This is a genomic window from Nocardia cyriacigeorgica, assembly GCF_029868385.1.
Lineage (GTDB): Bacteria > Actinomycetota > Actinomycetes > Mycobacteriales > Mycobacteriaceae > Nocardia > Nocardia cyriacigeorgica_F.
In genome coordinates this window covers 1-17,131 of sequence record NZ_JARWNX010000060.1, presented here as the reverse complement: position 1 = coordinate 17,131, position 17,131 = coordinate 1, and the positions used below count along the sequence as shown (strand labels likewise).

Annotated in this window: 15 protein-coding genes and 1 pseudogene; 9 read left to right on the top strand and 7 right to left on the bottom strand. The window is 67.0% G+C overall.

The features are described 5' to 3' along the window. Positions 1–5 precede the first annotated feature (5 nt). The 3 genes from QH168_RS20840 to QH168_RS20830 all read left to right on the top strand — a co-directional run bounded on the left by QH168_RS20840 (position 6) and on the right by QH168_RS20830 (position 3,512). Positions 6–1,304: an NAD(P)/FAD-dependent oxidoreductase gene (locus QH168_RS20840; RefSeq protein WP_280236438.1), complete on the top strand. Its 1,299-nt coding sequence runs from the start codon at positions 6–8 to the stop codon at positions 1,302–1,304. A 118-nt stretch (positions 1,305–1,422) separates the two neighbouring features. After that, complete coding sequence (locus QH168_RS20835) at positions 1,423–2,118, top strand: transporter (RefSeq protein ID WP_280236437.1); 696 nt, start codon at positions 1,423–1,425, stop codon at positions 2,116–2,118. A 41-nt stretch (positions 2,119–2,159) separates the two neighbouring features. After that, positions 2,160–3,512, top strand: a complete 1,353-nt coding sequence (locus QH168_RS20830) for a flavin monoamine oxidase family protein (protein ID WP_280236436.1) — start codon at positions 2,160–2,162, stop codon at positions 3,510–3,512. 208 nt (positions 3,513–3,720) lie between these two features. On the opposite strand, the gene QH168_RS20825 is transcribed toward QH168_RS20830, so the two are convergent. From QH168_RS20825 to QH168_RS20810, 4 genes are all read right to left on the bottom strand, one after another. Beyond that, on the bottom strand, positions 3,721–5,016 hold the full coding sequence (locus tag QH168_RS20825) for a hemolysin family protein (RefSeq protein ID WP_280236435.1): 1,296 nt from the start codon (positions 5,014–5,016) through the stop codon (positions 3,721–3,723). Positions 5,017–5,176: 160 nt separating this feature from the next. Beyond that, the gene (locus QH168_RS20820; RefSeq protein WP_280236434.1) at positions 5,177–5,839 is read right to left on the bottom strand and encodes a fasciclin domain-containing protein; all 663 of its coding nucleotides are present in this window, start codon (positions 5,837–5,839) and stop codon (positions 5,177–5,179) included. 61 nt (positions 5,840–5,900) lie between these two features. Further along, positions 5,901–7,259 (bottom strand): cryptochrome/photolyase family protein, encoded by a 1,359-nt coding sequence (locus QH168_RS20815; RefSeq protein ID WP_280236433.1) that lies wholly within the window; start codon positions 7,257–7,259, stop codon positions 5,901–5,903. After that, entirely contained in the window at positions 7,256–7,867 is a 612-nt protein-coding gene (locus QH168_RS20810; RefSeq protein WP_280236432.1) for a lipocalin family protein, read from the bottom strand. Before QH168_RS20810 ends, QH168_RS20815 begins: the two co-directional genes overlap by 4 nt. A 222-nt stretch (positions 7,868–8,089) precedes the next feature. Here QH168_RS20810 and QH168_RS20805 point away from each other — a divergent pair, with 222 nt between their 5' ends. Further along, a complete protein-coding gene (locus tag QH168_RS20805; protein WP_280236431.1) occupies positions 8,090–8,953 on the top strand; it encodes a MerR family transcriptional regulator in 864 nt (287 codons plus the stop codon). Between the two features lie 308 nt (positions 8,954–9,261). On the opposite strand, the gene QH168_RS20800 is transcribed toward QH168_RS20805, so the two are convergent. Together QH168_RS20800 and QH168_RS20795 are read right to left on the bottom strand one after the other, a co-directional pair. Further along, positions 9,262–10,950 carry a 3-ketosteroid-delta-1-dehydrogenase gene (locus QH168_RS20800; RefSeq protein ID WP_280236430.1) on the bottom strand — a complete coding sequence of 563 codons (1,689 nt, stop codon included), beginning with the start codon at positions 10,948–10,950 and terminating at the stop codon, positions 9,262–9,264. Positions 10,951–10,975: 25 nt separating this feature from the next. Next, the gene (locus QH168_RS20795) at positions 10,976–11,944 is read right to left on the bottom strand and encodes an alpha/beta hydrolase (RefSeq protein ID WP_280236429.1); all 969 of its coding nucleotides are present in this window, start codon (positions 11,942–11,944) and stop codon (positions 10,976–10,978) included. A gap of 197 nt (positions 11,945–12,141) precedes the next feature. Between QH168_RS20795 and QH168_RS20790 the strand changes: the two genes are divergently transcribed. From QH168_RS20790 to QH168_RS20770, 5 genes are all read left to right on the top strand, one after another. Next, on the top strand, positions 12,142–13,116 hold the full coding sequence (locus QH168_RS20790; RefSeq protein ID WP_280236428.1) for an AraC family transcriptional regulator: 975 nt from the start codon (positions 12,142–12,144) through the stop codon (positions 13,114–13,116). A gap of 271 nt (positions 13,117–13,387) precedes the next feature. Beyond that, a complete protein-coding gene (locus QH168_RS20785; RefSeq protein WP_280236427.1) occupies positions 13,388–13,660 on the top strand; it encodes a hypothetical protein in 273 nt (90 codons plus the stop codon). Next, on the top strand, positions 13,657–14,223 hold the full coding sequence (locus tag QH168_RS20780; RefSeq protein WP_280236426.1) for a hypothetical protein: 567 nt from the start codon (positions 13,657–13,659) through the stop codon (positions 14,221–14,223). Before QH168_RS20785 ends, QH168_RS20780 begins: the two co-directional genes overlap by 4 nt. Positions 14,224–14,415: 192 nt before the next feature. Continuing rightward, positions 14,416–14,571: a hypothetical protein gene (locus tag QH168_RS20775; RefSeq protein ID WP_280236425.1), complete on the top strand. Its 156-nt coding sequence runs from the start codon at positions 14,416–14,418 to the stop codon at positions 14,569–14,571. A gap of 138 nt (positions 14,572–14,709) precedes the next feature. Continuing rightward, positions 14,710–16,260, top strand: coding sequence for an acyl-CoA carboxylase subunit beta (locus QH168_RS20770; protein ID WP_280236424.1), 1,551 nt, complete (start codon positions 14,710–14,712; stop codon positions 16,258–16,260). 746 nt (positions 16,261–17,006) lie between these two features. Here the strand turns inward: QH168_RS20770 and QH168_RS20765 are convergent. Beyond that, positions 17,007–17,131, bottom strand: a pseudogene (locus tag QH168_RS20765) (lipase); the annotation flags it as partial.

The following is a 17,131-nucleotide window of genomic DNA, read 5'->3' as shown; positions in this document are numbered from 1 at the left end:
CCGTCATGGAACTGATTCGCGATACCGGTTGGGCCGAACAACCCGCCATCGTCGAACCGCCGCCGACCGGTGACAGCGGTTGCGACGTGGTCGTGATCGGTGGTGGCGGCGGTGGCATGTCGGCCGCCCTTCGCCTCGCCGAGAAAGGCGTCGATGTGGTGCTGCTCGAGGCGAAGACCCTCGGCTGGGGCGCCACCTCGCGCAATGCCGGCTACATCACGAACTCGGTGGCCGCCGACCCGGAGATATTGGGTTTGCTGCTGAAGCGCGAACGGCTGCGCGAACTGTACCGATACGCCGAGAACGCGGTGCATTTCGCCGAGGACACCATCGAGCGCCATGGGATCGACTGCGGTTATCGACAGGAGGGCATCGTGATCGCCGCGGTGTCCAAGGGGCAGTTGCGGCATGCGCGCCGCAATGCGAAGGTCATGGCCGCGGCGGGATCGGCGGCCGAATTCGTCGAGGGCCCCGCGGCGGGTCTGCCGCACGGTTTCCTCGGCGGAATCCGCGAGGGTGTCGGCGGCACGCTCAACCCTGGTGAGTTCGCCCTCGGTCTGCGAGCCGCGACGATCGCCTCCGGCGTGCGGGTCCACGAGCACACCCCCGCCCGCGACATCACCGACACCGGCGACGGCGTCACCGTCGACACCCCGGACGGCAAGGTTCGCGCTCGCAAGGCCTTGCTGACCACCAACGCCTACAGCAACGGCTTGTCCATCGCGCCGAAGCATGTGGCCAGCCCGGTGTGGACCTCCCTGGTCGAGACCGAACCCGTCGCCCCCGAACGACTCGACGCCATCGGCTGGACCAGCCGCGCCCCGCTGGTCACGCTGCACATGATCCTGGAGAGCTACCGCGTGACGCCACGTGGCACCGTCGTATTCGGCACGCGCCGTCTACAGACCGGCCGCAACCCGCTACCGGAGCGCACCCCGGCGCGCAATGTAGCCGACGACCTCGTTCGCGGATTCCGTGAGCGTTTCCCCGGCCTGCGCGATATCGAGCCCGCGAAAGCGTGGGGCGGGTGGATCGGGATGAGTTCCACGTGGCTTCCCGTCGCGGGGGAAGCTTCCGACAATGTGCTCTATTCGCTGGCCTGCAACGGGCATGGCTTCGCTCAGGCGCAGTACGTGGGCCATCTGCTGGCCGACCGTGTCGTCGGCGCACCGTTGCACGAGGATCTGGCGGCGATCTGGCACGGCCGCAAGCGGTTCTGGCCCAGTTTCGTCAGCGGCCCGGCACTGTATTCCGGCTGGCTCGCCGATCGTGCGGCCGACCGAATGGCAGCGCTCGGGAAATAACGATGTCTGCGCTGATCGGCGCGTATCGAGACGCCCACTGGTTCTCGATCGCTCGGCAGCGCCGCCGAAATCACCCATTGACGCCCGCGGTGGGCTCACCTTTTTCCAGGAGAGGCTCATGTCCCTCAAAGAACTGCTTTTCGCGATCGCGGATATCTGGATGATCGCTGTCGGTTTCACCTACGGCGTCAAGTTCATCCGGAATTACCAGAACTATCTGCTCGGTATCGAGTGGATCATCGTCGCGACATCGGGAACGAATTTCCTGATCTACGGCCTGCTGAAGGCCGGTCACGACAGCCCGATGTATACCTTCGCGTACTTCTTGGACGCGTTCTCCCGGTCCATCGGCATCACGCTGATCCTGGTCCTCGGCCTGATGCGGGTCACCCACCGGTACAAGCCGTCGGTCGCGGTCGATATCGGTGCGTTCGCCCTCGCCGGTGTGGTCGGTTTCGCCCTCAGCACCTATGCCGAGCAGATCGGCACCCCGGGCAAGATCTTCTACATCGTGGCCAATGTGCTCACCACGATCTTCCTGATCTACTTCAGCAAGCGACTGTGGGATATCGGTGAGCGCGGCCACGCGGTGTGGGCGGGTATCGCGACAGCGTGCGGATTCGTCATCGCCGCGACCTACGACTTCGTCACCATTCCGGGTGACGACGCCGAGCACACGATCTTCTACATCTTCGCGCTGTCGACATGGGGCCTCCAGATGTTCGCGTACTACCGCGCCTACCGGGCATTCGATGCCTACAACAAGCGCGTCCACACCCCAGTGATCACCGGAGACGCCTCCGTCACGGCGTAAGCGGCGGACTTCCGCCGATCGTTCCAGAGTCAGGAGCCGACATGGCAGTACAGGATGAAATCGCCGAGGTGGTCGTCGTCGGCGCCGGAATGGCGGGGTTGACGGCGGCGACCACGCTCGCGCCGAACAGCGATGTGGTGGTCCTCGAGTCCAGCGATCGCACGGGCGGACGGGTCGACACCGTCCGACAGGGCGACTACTGGATCAACCTCGGCACTCAATTCACCGAGGGCACCGGCACATTGATCGACGCCCTCGACCGGCACGGCATCGAGAGGGGTTCGCTCGCGGGCAAGAGCATCGCGCTGCATCTCAACGGCGGGACGGTCGACACCTCGAACCCGTTCGCGCTCATGTTCGGCACCCGGATGACCATGCTGGATCGTATCGGCCTCGCCGTCGTCGGTGCGCGCATCCTCGCGGTCACCCCGTTTCTCGAATCGAACAGCCGTTATGCCCAGCGGGTTCGCGCCGGACTCGATACCAGGCTCGCGTCGTATCTGCTGAAAGGTGTCCGCTCGGAGCTGGCCCACACCGTCGTCCGGTCATGGTCGGCGCAGTGGATGGGGTGTGATGTGGACGAGACGGCCGCCACCCAGTTCGTCACCTCGGTCGGCATGGCGCTGGCCGATCCGGACAAGATCCCGAACTTCTCGCTTCCGGCCGGTGGCAACCAGACCTTGACCGATGTGCTCGCCGAAGACCTCGGCGCTCGGATCCGGCTGAACTCGGTGGTGCGGTCGGTGCGCCGTGACGGTGACGGGGTGGTTGTCGACTATCTCGACGGTGACCGGCCGGCGCGGTTGCGGGCCGAGCGTGCGATCGTGACCGCACCCGCCGATATCACCGAACGGATCATCCCGGACCTCCCGCAGCGGTACCGCAACGCGTTCGACGACATCACCTACGGCCGCTACGTGGTCGTCGGGTTCTTCACCGACGAAGTCGGGCCGCAGCGCTGGGACGACTACTTCGGCATCTCCACGCCGCAGCTGTCGTTCCAGGCGGTGTTCAACCATGCCGCGGCTCTGCGCACCGGCGACGACCGTAAGCCGGGCGGCGCTCTGGCCTGTTTCGCCGGGGGCGGCAAGGCCGACGCCTTACTGGACCTGCCCGATGAGGAGATCGTGTCGCGATTCACGAATGACCTGCTCACCGTGCTGCCCGAGCTGGAGGGGAAGCTGGGGGAGGGCATCCTGCGCAGGCACCGCCGGGTGGTGCCGTTCTGGGCGCCCGGGCGGCGCAAGTCGCTGCCAGCCTTGCGTGAGCCTCTCGGACCCATCCACCTCGCGGGCGACTACCAGCTCGATATGCCCTCACTCGCCGATGCCGCCGCGTCAGGTGAGCGATCGGCGAAGGCTGTCCTGATGAGTCTGATGCGTGGCGGCAGCTGAGGTTTCGACCGCTGATCCGCCGGGTCGAGCAGGTGTCCGGTCGATGTCGCGGTGATCGGCGAACGTAGCCGGGTACCCGGAATCGGGGAGGCTCGGCACCGGCGGCGAGCCTGGCGGACAGCGGGTCGCCGATCCGGTGGCCGACATCTTTGTCGTTTGCGTGGCGCCGCCCGAGATCGCGCAGCCTTGCCGTGAAGCCGCCACCCGTCTACGGCGGCGCCGATGCGCGCTGAGGCCTCACGCGCAGCCCGGCGATGCGCTTGCCGTCCAGATCGCTCACCGTGAACCGATATCCCGCGATGACCACGCTGTCTCCGAGCCGGGGCAGCCGCTGGAGATGGTGCAGAACGCATCCGGCGACGGTCTCGTAAGGGCCGTCGGGGAGCGTGATGCCCATGATCTGTTCGGCATCCTCCACGATCAGCAATCCGTCGAGACGACGATGATGCGGCCGGGCGACGGATGCATGTTTCTCCGGTAGTGGATCGAATTCGTCGCCGATCTCGCCGACGACCTCTTCCACGATGTCCTCGACGGTGGCGATACCGGCGGTGCCGCCGTATTCATCGACCACCAGGACCAGCTGTGTATTGTCGCGGCGCATGCGGGCGAGCGTGGCAAGGGCCGGTTTCGAGGCCGGTAGTTGCAGCAGCGGTCGGCACAGGCCGGTGATGGTGAGGTGTTCACGGTCGTCGGCGCGGAGCAGATCGCGGAGATGAACGAAGCCGACCACATCGTCGAGTGAGGTGTCGGTCACCGGAAACCGGCTGTGCGCGAGCGTGATCGCAAGCTCGCGCGCCTGAGGCACGGTCATATCGGCGTGAAGGAAGTCCACTTCGGTCCGTGGGCGCATCACCTCGGCGAGGCTGCGCTCTCCGGCTCGGAACACCTCCGCGAGCACCTGGCGTTCCTCGGCGGGAATGCCGCGATGGCCGGTCAGGAGTTCCCGCAGTTCATCGAGGGTCATCTCCTCGCTCTTGTGCGCCGGATCGCCGCCGAGCAGACGTACGAGTGCGTTGGTGGACACCGACAGCAACCAGATCACCGGTGACATCACGGTCGCGAACCGGTCCAGCGGCGAGGCGGTCGCCAACGAGACCCCCGTCGCCCGCTGCAACGCGATACGTTTGGGCACCAGTTCGCCGAGGATCAACGACAGATACGAAATGACCAGTGTCGTCGCGATCAAGGCGACGGCGTTGGCCGGTTCCTCGGACAACCCCCACCTCTGCAAGGCGGGACTGAAATCCGGTGCGATCGTCGAGGCGCCGTAGGCGGCGGAAAAGAAGCCCGCGACGGTGACCCCGATCTGTACCGCCGACAGGAATCGGTTCGGATCGCGCGCCAACGCCGCGGTTCGAGCCCCACGCCCACCACGCCCGGCCAGCGAATGCAGCTGACTCTCACGCAACGACACCAGCGCGATCTCGGCACCGGCGAACACCCCACCCACCAGAATGAACACCAGAACCAGCACCACGTTCAGGACAGTGTCCACCGTCATCACCGCCGCCGACCATCACGGCTGGAGGAGACAGGTCTGTCGTGGTCGTCCATATCCCTTCACCGCACCGCGGGCGCACGAAGTGGTTACCCCGAGTGTAGTGAACCGCCCGTGCGTCGGCACTGGTCCAGCTCGTGGTCGGAATCGAGCGGTCGGCGACTCAGTTCGTCGGTGGCATGAGTACCGCGTCGATCAAGTACACCGTGGCGTTCGCGGTCTGGACTCCGCCGCAGATCACGCTGGCGTCGCCGACCTGGATGTCGTTGCCGGAGCGGGTGACGGTGAGGTCGGATCCTTCTGCGGTCGTGTGGGTTCCGGCGATCTGGTCGGGGGAGAGGCGGCCGGGTACGGCGTGGTAGGTCAGGATGGTGGTCAGTGTGGGGGTGTCGGTCTTCAGTGCTTCGATGGTGGCCGGGTCGATGGCTGCGAAGGCCTCGTCGACCGGGGCGAAGATGGTGAACTCGCCGGAGTTCAGGGTGTCGACGAGGTTGACCTGTGGGTTCAGTTGGCCGGAGACTGCCGCGGTCAGTGTGGTCAGGAGCGGATTGTTCGACGCGGCAACGGCCACCGGTTCTTCGGCCATGGCCTCGATGGATCCTGGTCCGCTGGGTACTTGATCGGCATACGACTGGCAGCCGGGGCCGACGAGTGCGGCGGCGGGGTCGTCGCTCGGCATGGTGGTTTCCGGTGCGGTGGTCTGCATGGGTGCGGGGTTCGTCGGCGTGGCCGTCGAGGAGTCCGATTCGTCATCGGTACAGCCCGCGGAGGTCGCGACGGCGAAGGCGAGCAGAATGGCCGCCACTACAGCTTTGGTGTTTCTCATGTCGTTCACCACTTTTCGTCCTGGCGGCGGTCCGTCCGTCGCTACTTGTGTTCGCTTCTCCTCACATGCCCACGCACTCCGCTATCGGCGCCGGATAGATCGCGTGGTCGATGTCGTACCGCCAGGGGCGGTGGACGGTGGCACCGGGCAACTCGGCCAGCTCGGGGATCCAGCGCCGCACATAGGCGCCTTCGGGATCGAATCGGGCGGCCTGGCGCAGCGGGTTGAGGACGCGGTTGGGGCGGGTGTCGGTGCCGGTGCCGGCGGCCCACTGCCAGTTGAGTTGATTGTTGGCGAGGTCGCCGTCGACGAGCCAGCGCAAGAAATGGCGGGCGCCGATCCGCCAGTCGATGCGCAGCGTCTTGGTGAGGAAACTCGCCGCGATCAGCCGGGCCCGGCCCGGCATCCAGCCCTCCGTGAGCAGCTGGCGCAGTCCGGCATCGACGATCGGGATGCCGGTGCGGCCGTCCTGCCAGGCGCGTACGGCGTGCGGGTCGTCTCGCCAGCGGATATCGCGGGGCCGGTAATCCGACCATGCCGTGTCCGGCCGGGCCGCGAGGACCTGATGGTGGAAGTCTCGCCAGGCGAGCTGGCGGGCGAAGGCGTGTCCGTCGTCGGTGGCCGGGTCGACTGCCGCGAGCACCTGCGTGGGGGACAAACAGCCGAAATGCAGGTAGGGGGACAGATGTGAGGTGGCGTCGGCGTCGAGCGCGTCGTTACGTTGTTCGTAGCCCTCGATGGCGCCGGATGCCCACTGGTGCAAAAGCTTCCGCCCGGTGGCCGCACCGCCGAGGCTCAGGTGCGGTGAGCCGGATTCCCGACACAGTTCGGCGGCGTCGGGGAGGTGCCCCGCGGGCACCGGTGGTGTCGCGAGATCGGCCGGAGCCGGGATCGGGGTACGGCGATGGAACTCGATCCAACGCCGGAAATACGGGGTGAAGACCGCGAAATGCTCGCCGCCGCCCGATGGGCGCAATGCGGCGGGATCGACTGTGGTCACCGATTCGCCATGGGTGTGCAGATCGCAGCCGAGATCGGCGAGCCGGTCGCGCAAGCGTTGTTCGCGATGTGCGCTGTATGCACTCACGTCGGCCGCGACATGCACGGCGCGTGCGCCGATCTGCTCCGCGATTCGCGCGGTCTCGGCGACCGTGTCGCCTCGGCGGACCACCAGATGACTGCCGAGATCGTGGAGTTCGGCGTCGAGTTCGGTCAGCGCGGCGATGAGGAACCGGATTCGATTCGGTGCGCCGAAACGGGCGATGATGCCGTCGTCGAGCACGAACAGCGGGGTCACCGAGGTTCCGGTGCGCTGTGCGGCGTCGAGAACGGGGTTGTCATCGACCCGGAGATCGCGAGTGAACAGCGCGATCGCTGGGCCTCGGGCCGCCGCGGATCGGCGGGATGTCGGCGCGTTCATCGCGTACACAGCGGTGTGATGTCATCGAGCCCGCCGGTGGTGGGCGATGTCAGGTAGATACAGGGGCTTTGTCCCGCGGTGGCGATCGCGGCGCGCACCTGGTCCCAGGTCGCGGCGTCGAGGCGGGCCTCACGGGCCAGGACGAAGCCCGACAGTCGAGTCGGGTCGGTCACCAACGCCCACGAGTAGTCGGCGCCGAGGGCGGTGACGATGTAGTTGGTGGGGCCGGTCCGCTGGTCCTGACCTGGTACGTCGGGGAAGCCGACGTGCAACTGCGCTCGGGTCTGCTGATCGTTGACCGTCGCGGTGCCGCGAATCTCGTTCACCTCGCCGGACCAGGTGATACAGGAGTTGTGCACCGCGATGTCTCCACGTTCGTCGAGCCGGTACTCGGCGGTGGTGTCGCGCGCGCAGGAGAGGTTGAACACCTGCGGAACGGCGGCCAGCTGACGCCAGGTGCCGAGGTAGCGGTCCAGCGCCAGATCGGAGACCGGCGCGGGCCCGGCCGGTGGCGGGTCGGCGGGTGCCGGTGCCGACGACACGGCGGTGACCGCCACGGCCGCCAGGGCCGACAGCAGGATCGGTACGGCCTTGCTGAATGACCTCATCCACAACTCCTCGTGTCTGCCGTCTCAGAATCGAACGCTACCATATAACGATGCATGAACGATGCAAAATGCAGGTGTGGAAGGTGCGCTGTCACGATGTGCCGACTCCGCATGGCTCGGCACTCGTTCGGGAAGGGCTACCGGGGTTCGCGCCGTGGGATTCCCGGTCGGATCTCGGACGGCGTCGCGGGTATACGTGCGCCGACGAGGCAGAATGACCTCATGCTCGCCGGTTCCATCTCTCATTCCGACGCACCGGGTTATCCGGTCCGCGTGGTCGCCGAGCGTCTCGGCATCCCCACGGCCACACTGCGTAGCTGGAATCAGCGTTACGGTATCGGCCCCGCGCGCCAGCCCGGCCGCCACCGCCTCTACAGCGAGTCCGATATCGCGCTCGCGGAGCGGATGCTGGCGCTGATCCGCGCCGGTGCGAGCCCGGCAAGCGCGGCGGCCGCGATCACGGGAGCGCGGGTCACGCCCGATCGCGGCGACTGGCAACCACTGCTCACGGCCGCTTTCGCGATGGACACCCGTGCCATGTCGGAGCTGCTCGGCGCGCATCTGGCGGCCCATGGCGTCATCGATACCTGGGATCTGATGTGTCGCCCGGCCTTCGCGGAGATCGTCGCACGCCAGTTGAGTGGTGAGGGGTGCGTCGACGTCGAGCATCTGCTGTCGTGGTCGGTCACCGTCGCCCTGCACAACCACGCCCCGCAGGCTGCCGCAGCCGGTCCGCGGGCCGCGGTGCTGGCCTGTACCAGCGGTGAAACCCATGCGCTACCGCTGGAGGCCTTGCGGGCCGCGCTCGCCGAGCGCGGGATCGGCGTCTGGATGCTCGGCGCGAACGTCCCCACGGCGGCGATCGCGGATACCCTCGCGCGCGCCGAACATCCTCCCGCGGTGGTGCTGTGGTCGCAGCAGGAGTCGACCGCCTTGATCTCGGCGATACGCGCCGGTGCGGCCGCGGGCGCACGGGTGTTCGTCGGTGGCCCGGGGTGGGATTCGGCGATTCTGCCGGAATCAGCGACGAAACTGTCCGATCTCGCCGATGCGGTGGACCGGATCGGCGGTGAGGAACAAGTCTGACTGTCGCGCGGATAGCAATCGATGCGCATTCGTTGCGAAATGGCTCGCCACGCTGGCAGTCCCGGCCGGTTCCGCGCCCGACGCGCGTGCCCATCCACTCCAGGCGTTGCCGCAGAATCCGCTCGGTCTCGTACCGGGGGAGGCCGACGAACCCGAACGGCACATCGGGCCGCGGGTCGGATCCAGCAGTTCGACCTCGGCCCCGTTGCCGAAGACCTCGTGCTGGATGAACCCGCGTCAGTGTTGTCGGCTGATCCTGCGCCCGCTGGTTGCGGGCGTATACGGCCGCGAACGGCCCCCTCGACTGGTCAGGACCGCTCGGCGGCATCGTGCGCGGCGATATAGCCGTACACCAGCCCCTGTCCGATCGTCGCGCCCGCTCCCGGATAGGTGTGGCCGAACGCGTTGGCCGCGGTATTGCCGATGGCGTAGAGGCCGTCGATGACACTGCCGTCCTCGCGCAGCACACGCGCCCGCTCATCGGCCCGCACACCACCGCAGGTGCCCAGATCGCTCAGCGTCATCTCGACCGCGTAGAGCCGCCCGCCGGTGAGTGGCCGCAGGTTCGGATTCGGCTTGATCGTCGGATCACCGTAATAGCGGTCGTATGCGCTCTGCCCACGCCGGAAGTCGCTGTCGTTGCCCGTGGCGGCGTCGGCATTGAACCGCTGGAACGTCTCCGTGAACGCGTCCACCGGTAGGCCGATCTTGGCGGCCAGCTCGGCCGGGTCGTCGGCGCGATGCGCGATGCCGGCCTCGTACCACGACTTCGGCAGCGGCTGGCGAGGGAAGAGCCCGGCCGCGAAAATGTAGCTGTTGCGGTACTTCTGGTCGAAGACGATCCACATCGACTCGACCGGGTCACCGTCGCGTTCACGCTCGAGAATCCGCTGCCCGAACGACATGTAATCGATCGACTCGTTGATGAACCTGCGCCCGGTGTGATCGACGATGAACGACCCCGGCAGCGAGCGCTCGGCCAGCATCACCGTCGGTGTACCTCCGGGCAGCGCCGCCACCGCGGGGAACCACCACGCCTGATCCATGAGGTCGATACCCGCGCCCGCCTCCTGCGCCAGCCGGATCGCGTCGCCGGTATTGCCTTCCGCGCCGAGGCTTTCGTGTTCACCGAGCCGTTCGGACTGGTACTTGTGCCGCAGGGCCATGTCATGGTCGAAGCCGCCCGCGGCGAGCACGACGCCGCGTCGCGCCGTCACCGTGACCTCCCGGCCGTCCCTGAGGACGACAGCTCCGGTGACACGATCGCCCGAGGTGGTCAGCCGCACCAGCTCCGTGCGGGTCCAGACCGGGATGTCGGCGCGCAGCACCCCGGCGAACATCCCGGCCGCGAGCGCCTGCCCACCGGCCATGTACTCGCGGCGCAGCGCGAGGCCGCCGAGCCCTTGTGCCACACGCTTGATCACGCGCGGAATGCCTTTGGTGGGAACCCTCGCCATGAGGTTCATCCACTTGTAGTCCGCACCGGTCGTCGGCATGGGGACGGGGGCCTCCATGAGCCCGGGGCGCAGCCGCGGCCGTTCGGCGCCGAGGACCGACGCATCGAACGGTCGGCATTCACAGGTGCGGCCGACAGCCGATCCACCCGGGAGTTCGGGATGGTAGTCCGAATAGCCCTCGGCCCAGAAGAATTTCATCGGCGTCATGCGTTGCAGCATTTCCACCGTGGCGGCGCTGGTGTCGACGAAGGCAAGGCCGCGCTCGGCGGGTGCGGTATCGCCGACGACGGCGCGCACATAGGTGTGCGCACGTTCACGGGAGTCGCCCGCGCCCGCCGCGCGCAGCACCGGATTCGCGGGCAGCCAGAACGCGCCGCCGGAACGGGCGGTCGAACCGCCAACGTATTCGGTCTTCTCCACGATCAGGGCGGAAAGCCCGAGTTCTTTGGCGGTGAGCGCGGCCGCCATGCCGGTGCCGGAGCCGATCACGAGAAGATCGACGCTCACCTCGTCGTGCGCTGCCGTTGGTGCGGTGTTCATCGGTGTAGTCCTTTGGCTGGTTCGGTCAGGCACGCGGCACATCGAGTGCGCCGCAGATCATTTCCCAGATCTCCGCGCGCGCCTGCTGCGTCTGGGGCAGGTTCGGGAAGGTCAGGAAGCCGTGAAACAGGCCGTCATAGCGGCGGTGGCGCACCGCGACGCCCTCCGACAGCAGTCGTTGCGCGTAGGAGTCGCCCGCCGAACACGGCGGATCGAGTTCGGCGGTGATCACGACGGCAGGCGGCAGCCCGGCCAACGACTGCGCCCGAGTCGGCACCAGGCGGGGGTCGTCGGTCCCGTTCGGTGCGTACTGCTGCCAATACCAGCGCATGGCCTCGGTGGTGTTGTAGTACCCACTGCCGTATCGGCGGTAGGACTCGGTCTCGAAATCGTCATCGATCACCGGGTACAGCAGGATCTGCGCCGAGAGTTCCGGTCCGCCACGTTCGGCGGTCGCGATCGCCACCGTGGCCGCGAGATTGCCGCCCGCGCTGTCACCGGCCACCGCGATCGTCGCGGGATCGCCACCGAACTCGGCGGCGTTCTTCGCGGCCCATTGGAGTGCGGCGTACATGTCCTCGTGCGCGGCCGGGCCCTGATGCTCGGGTGCGAGGCGATAATCCACCGCGACGACCACCGCGCCGACACCCTCGGCCATCGACCGGCAGAACTCGTCGTGGCTGTCCAGATCGCAGAACACGAACCCGCCGCCGTGCGCGAACACGATCACCGGCAGCGCGGGGTCGTCCCGATGCGGCCGGTAGACCCGCAGGGCCAGATCGCCGCCCGGCCCGTCGATGGTCAGATCGTGCACCTCACGCATATCCGGGAGCCTGGTCAGGGGTCCGCGTCGACCGCGGATCACCTGGCGCAGTTCCGCGGGCGGCAGAGCCGTCACATCGGGAAACCCGGCGTCGAGTGCGGCCAGCAGCGAGGCCACTTCCGGACGTAATCTCGGTGCGGCTACATCGTTCGCAGCGGCGGTGGCGTCCATTGTCGCGGTCCTCCTGCGGTCCGTTTGCATGTGACTTTCGAGCTCGAGCCCGGCGTGCGTCACGCTAAGCCGCCGCCCGCCCGGTGGCGGACGGCTCTCCCGATGAGCGGACACACACCTTCGGTACGTGTGGTCGAGCCACGCGACCGGTGCGGAGATCAAGGAATCCGCCGGATCCGGATGTCAGCATGGTGCGCATGAACGAGCGCGAGGTGATCGTGGGCGGGCCGACGATATCGACCACCGGCGTATCCGCGCGCGAATCCTTCGAGCAGTGGACCTCGATCATGAGCGAGTCGGTGGTTCCGTGCTCGATGGCACCGCTCGGCGACGGGAATTTCTCCGGATCACTCACGCCGGTGGTGGAATCGGCGGACCTGGCGATCGCGGCCGTCGCCAATTCGGCCGAGATCGCGCGGCGTAACCGCCGTCATATCGCCAGCACCGGTGCGCCGTATGTGATCGCGGGTCTGGCCCTCTCCGGTATTTCCGATATCGCGTGCGACGGGCGGTATCTGCGGGCACCCGCTGGAACCATGTTCATCGTCGACGGTGAAGTGCCGCAGGAGGCACGGACAACCGAATACAAAGGTGTGCTGATCCGGATATCGAAACCGGCGCTGATGCGGTCGGCGGGTCTGCACGCGGATGACTTTCCCGCAGCGACGGTACTGGAGCCGGTCGCGCACGGCGCGCTGGTCATCGACTATTTCCGTCGGCTCGCCACCTTGCCGCCGCAGGCGCTGCGTACCACGGCCCTGCTGAATGCCGGAATCGAACTCGTTGGCGCGGCCGTAGCGCTCGAGGCGGGCGGCACTCCTGCCGATTCGGCCGGTCAGACCCTCGATCGCGAGTTGGTGGTCCGGTTCCTGCGTGAGCGTTTGAGCGATCCGGCATTGAATGCCGACCGAATCGCGCAGGCCTGTGGTATATCGCGGCGCACGCTGTTTCGGGTTCTCGGTGACGAAGACGGCGGACCGATGGCGCTGCTGCGTCGACTGCGGACCGAACGAGCCTGTGAACTCTTGATATCGGCCCCCGACCGGACCGTGGCATCGATCGCCGCCGCCTGCGGGTTCGCGGGCGACCGCAATTTCTATCGCGTATTCCGTGGCGAAACCGGAATGACGCCTGCCGAATACCGGGAGAACGTACTGTTCTCGCCGGTCTGACCACGACCCGATAACGCCGGAAAGTGTCGCGGTGATCCCGTGGCACTCCTGGTCGCTGGTAAGTTGCTGGTGTCAGTGGTCATGACAGTTCGATCTCATCGGCCCCCTTTCCGGGTGCCGGGGCTGTACCTTTCAATTCCCAGTTCAGACGTACTTCGAGCAGGTAGCCGGAGGGGCGATCATGGCTGATGGTGCGCGTTTGCTGATTTCTCGTACGGGGCGTGAGCGGCATACGCGCCCGGCGACAGATGACCCCTTGGGCGCGGTCGCCATGACTACCGGTGGATTGATGTTGGCGGCTGCCGCGCTGAGCATGGTCGGTCCACTGGTCGCGGCACTGCTGATCGTGCGCAGTGGCGGCGGCCCGGCCGATGCGGCCGCGACGACACCGCTGATCCTGCTGACCGTGGCGGTGGTCGTCGCGGTGACGGCGGCCTCGGCATTGTTCGTGACCGCGTGGCGCCGCGCGCACGTGCCGGTGCCCGCCGAAGCGGGTCAGGGCGCCGGGCCGCGCTCGGGGCCGGGTCACGGCGGTGGGCTATGACGGTCACCGATCTCCCCGCCGCGCCGCCGGACAGCATCGATTGCCGGTTGCTCCAGGTGCTGGCGGTCATCGACGACGAGCGCCGCTGCCGAGCGGTCACCGACCTCCTGCTGGATCGGGCCCGCAGACGCTGGTCGGGCCGCGACGATTGCGCGCACTTCCCGCCGCTGCGCCGGTGGCGCGCCGTCGAAAGCGGCTACCTCGGCGCCGATGTGCTGCCCGCCGACATCATCGGCGCGGTGGCGGCTGGGCACGTACCCGACACTCGCGATCTGGCCCAGGCGCTGCGGACCATGCTCGTCCTGCACTCGGGGTGCCCGGCACGTGTCCAGCCGATCATCTTCGCGAGCGATCTGTCCGTGGTACCGCCACATGGTGTGCTGCTGTCGATCTACGGCCTGGAGGACGACGACCTCCGGCTCGCGGAAGCCCTGGTCGAAGCCTGTGTGTCGGTCGGTGCGCTGACCGAACTCGAACGGTTCGCACGATGGTTGCCGGTGCCGCTGGCCGGGGCGCGCACCGCGACGTTCGCACACCCGCCCGCACCGGCCGTGGCCGCATAAGCGCAGGCGTACGGGCGTACGGCACGATCCGTCGGTGTTCGCCGCGGGCTGACGGTTCGGATGCCAGTTGTATTACGACCCGATGGTCACGGGCCCGAATCGCTGCCGTGCGCCCGCTCTGGTTGTAGGGTCTGGTCCGCCTCAGAATCGCGGAGTGAGGTTTGGTGACCGACTACCAGACAAGGGGACCCGGTGATTGCCCTGGACCAGAGTTTGCGGACCGAACAGCGCGGTGACGGCACGTGGCGGGCCTGGTATGTGGATTCGGAGTGGATGGCCGACGGCTTCTCCAAGCAGGAGGCCGTCGCGGCGGCGCAGCAACTGCGCCGTCGGGATATCGGTACCTGAGCCGGGAACATTGGCTATGTAGCCAGAAGATCAGCGTCGCCGCTGTGACTCTGTCCAGACTGTGTCGCAGCGGCCCGGACTCGCATGCTCGCCCGGCTATGTTCGCCCGGACGACCGCACGGCGAGAGGCGCATCCGGATGATCGGCACCGAATCCAAGCTGGAGCAACTACGCGGGGTGCTTGCCACCGCGGCCGAACCAGCGGGTGCTGCGGGAATCGCCAAACGTGAGCAGAAGGGGATTCCCAGCGCGAGAGATCGGGTGCGGGCGCTGCTGGATCCGGGCACCTTCGCCGAAATCGGTGGTCTGGTGCGCAATCCACGCGATCCCGACGCCATGTACGGCGACGGGGTCGTCACCGGCCATGGGCGCATCGACGGCAGGCCGGTGGTGGTGATCGCCCACGATCAGACCGTGTACGGCGGTTCGGTCGGTGAGATGTTCGGGCGCAAGCTCACCCACATTCTGCGGTTCGCCTACGAGAAGGCGTGCCCGGTGGTGACGATCAACGATTCCGGCGGCGCCCGGATCCAGGATGCCGTCGCCTCCCTCGCCTGGTTCGCGCATATGAGCCGGTGTCAGGAGCGACTGTCCGGTTTCGTGCCGCAGGTGTCGATCATGCTGGGCAAATGCGCGGCCGGAGCGGTGTACGGTCCGATCAATACCGATGTTCTGGTCGCGACCGGTAAGGCGCATATGTTCGTGACCGGACCCGAGGTGATCAAAGCCGTTACCGGTGAAGAGGTGTCGGCGGAGGAACTCGGTGGCGCCGAGGTGCAGGCCCGCAACGGTGTGATTCACCAGGTGTGCGAGACCGAGCAGGACGCATTCGATTGGGCACGTAAGTATCTGAGCTATCTGCCGTCGAGCTGTCTGGAACAGCCGCCGATCGTCAATCCGGGACTCGAACCCGAGATCACCGTGCACGACCGTGAATTGGAGTCGATCATCCCGGACTCCGATCGCGAGGGATACGATATGCACGAGATCCTGTTGCGTATCTTCGACGACGGTGATTTCCACGAGATCCGGGCGACCAATTCACCCAACCTGATCACCGGATTCGCCCGGATCGATGGCCGCGCTGTCGGCGTCATCGCCAATCAGCCACTTGTGCTCGGTGGTGCGCTGGACGCGAAATGCTCCGATAAGGCAACCTATTTCATCCGGTTGTGCGATGCGTTCGGGCTGCCGTTGATCTTCGTCGTCGATACGCCCGGTGTGATGCCCGGTATCGAGGAGGAACGCAACGGCGTCATCATCCGTGGCGGTCGGGTTCCGCGCGCCATCATCGAGGCGACGGTGCCCATCGTCAATCTGGTCGTGCGCAAGGTGTACGGCGGCGCCTACGGATTCATGGCCTGTAAGCAGCTCGGTGCGGATATCAGTTTCGCCTGGCCGACCGCGCGGATCGCGGTGATCGGTGCCGAGGGCGCGGTCGATATCGTCGGCCGCCGCCAGTTGGAGAAGGTGCCGCCCGAACAGCGGGCCGCGGTGCGCGAGTTCATGATCGATCAGTACAACGCCACTGTGGCCACACCGTGGGTGGCGGCCGAACGCGGCTATATCGACGCGGTCATCGAGCCCGCCACCACCCGGCTGGAACTGCGGCATGCGCTGCGGCTGTTGCGGGACAAGGCGGGGACGGTGGAGTTCAATCCGCGCAAGCACAGCTTGTACCCCATGTGAGGCTTGTCCCCCCGCCGTAGTCCGAGGAAGTTGCACCATGGCCGATTTCACGCGCGGTGCGCTGATCATTGCCGCCCTCGCGGGTGTCGCGAACGTTGCGATGGCGCCGGGTGTCTCGGCGGAACCGCTCGGCCCGATCGCAGTGCTGTGCACGGGGAGTGCGGATGGTTCGGGTGGTACTTGTGGACGATGGACCGGGTCGAGTCACTACACACACGGTCCCGATTCGGGTGTCGGCAGGGCCGCGTCGTCTCTGGATGAGCATGTGCCGTGATGGGGTGACCGAAGCCGGTCGACCCGCGCACCGCCGGTAGCGGCTACCGATGCAGGATCATCATCCTGCCTTGCTGCGTCCGGTGGTGCGGGTGTCGAGATCGCCCGGATATCGCGGCGGTCCCTTCAGCTTCGCGTAGGATGCGCGACCCGATCTCCCTCGGGCGATCGGATCATTCCATTGCGGACGATGAGAACTTCGTCGCCACAGGCGATCACAGGTTCACCGTCGCCGACCGTAGGCCAGGGCGTTCTGGCTCGACGGTCCCGCTGCCGGGTGCTGGTCCAGCTGAACACGGGTATGCCCACCGAGTGAGCAGGGCCTGAGTCACTCGGTGGGCATCCGCCGATCGCTTCCGGATGAACCGGCGCGGGTCACCTGGTTCGTGCGGGCGCGTCGGCGGCCGGGCAACCCACCGGACCGGTCGGAGTCGGTGTCTATCCGGTTCGGTGGGGATGCCGGTCTCGGGGGGTTAGAGGGAGCCGCCTCCGCCGATGAGCCAGGGGTTGAACGTGCATTGCAGTTGCGGGAACGCAACGGGGTCGAGCGCGTTGAGCGCGATCGACAACGCCCGCGGCGAATACATCATCGTCAAAT

What these genes read in the sequence shown, in the direction of transcription:
- QH168_RS20810 (WP_280236432.1), bottom strand. Translation starts at nt 7,867, where the DNA reads ATGAGGTCATTCAGCAAGGCCGTACCGATCCTGCTGTCGGCCCTGGCG.
- QH168_RS20830 (WP_280236436.1), top strand. Translation starts at nt 2,160, where the DNA reads ATGGCAGTACAGGATGAAATCGCCGAGGTGGTCGTCGTCGGCGCCGGA.
- QH168_RS20805 (WP_280236431.1), top strand. Translation starts at nt 8,090, where the DNA reads ATGCTCGCCGGTTCCATCTCTCATTCCGACGCACCGGGTTATCCGGTC.
- QH168_RS20820 (WP_280236434.1), bottom strand. Translation starts at nt 5,839, where the DNA reads ATGAGAAACACCAAAGCTGTAGTGGCGGCCATTCTGCTCGCCTTCGCC.
- QH168_RS20840 (WP_280236438.1), top strand. Translation starts at nt 6, where the DNA reads ATGGAACTGATTCGCGATACCGGTTGGGCCGAACAACCCGCCATCGTC.
- QH168_RS20800 (WP_280236430.1), bottom strand. Translation starts at nt 10,950, where the DNA reads ATGAACACCGCACCAACGGCAGCGCACGACGAGGTGAGCGTCGATCTT.
- QH168_RS20780 (WP_280236426.1), top strand. Translation starts at nt 13,657, where the DNA reads ATGACGGTCACCGATCTCCCCGCCGCGCCGCCGGACAGCATCGATTGC.
- QH168_RS20795 (WP_280236429.1), bottom strand. Translation starts at nt 11,944, where the DNA reads ATGGACGCCACCGCCGCTGCGAACGATGTAGCCGCACCGAGATTACGT.
- QH168_RS20815 (WP_280236433.1), bottom strand. Translation starts at nt 7,259, where the DNA reads ATGAACGCGCCGACATCCCGCCGATCCGCGGCGGCCCGAGGCCCAGCG.
- QH168_RS20770 (WP_280236424.1), top strand. Translation starts at nt 14,710, where the DNA reads ATGATCGGCACCGAATCCAAGCTGGAGCAACTACGCGGGGTGCTTGCC.
- QH168_RS20835 (WP_280236437.1), top strand. Translation starts at nt 1,423, where the DNA reads ATGTCCCTCAAAGAACTGCTTTTCGCGATCGCGGATATCTGGATGATC.
- QH168_RS20790 (WP_280236428.1), top strand. Translation starts at nt 12,142, where the DNA reads ATGAACGAGCGCGAGGTGATCGTGGGCGGGCCGACGATATCGACCACC.
- QH168_RS20785 (WP_280236427.1), top strand. Translation starts at nt 13,388, where the DNA reads ATGACTACCGGTGGATTGATGTTGGCGGCTGCCGCGCTGAGCATGGTC.
- QH168_RS20825 (WP_280236435.1), bottom strand. Translation starts at nt 5,016, where the DNA reads ATGACGGTGGACACTGTCCTGAACGTGGTGCTGGTTCTGGTGTTCATT.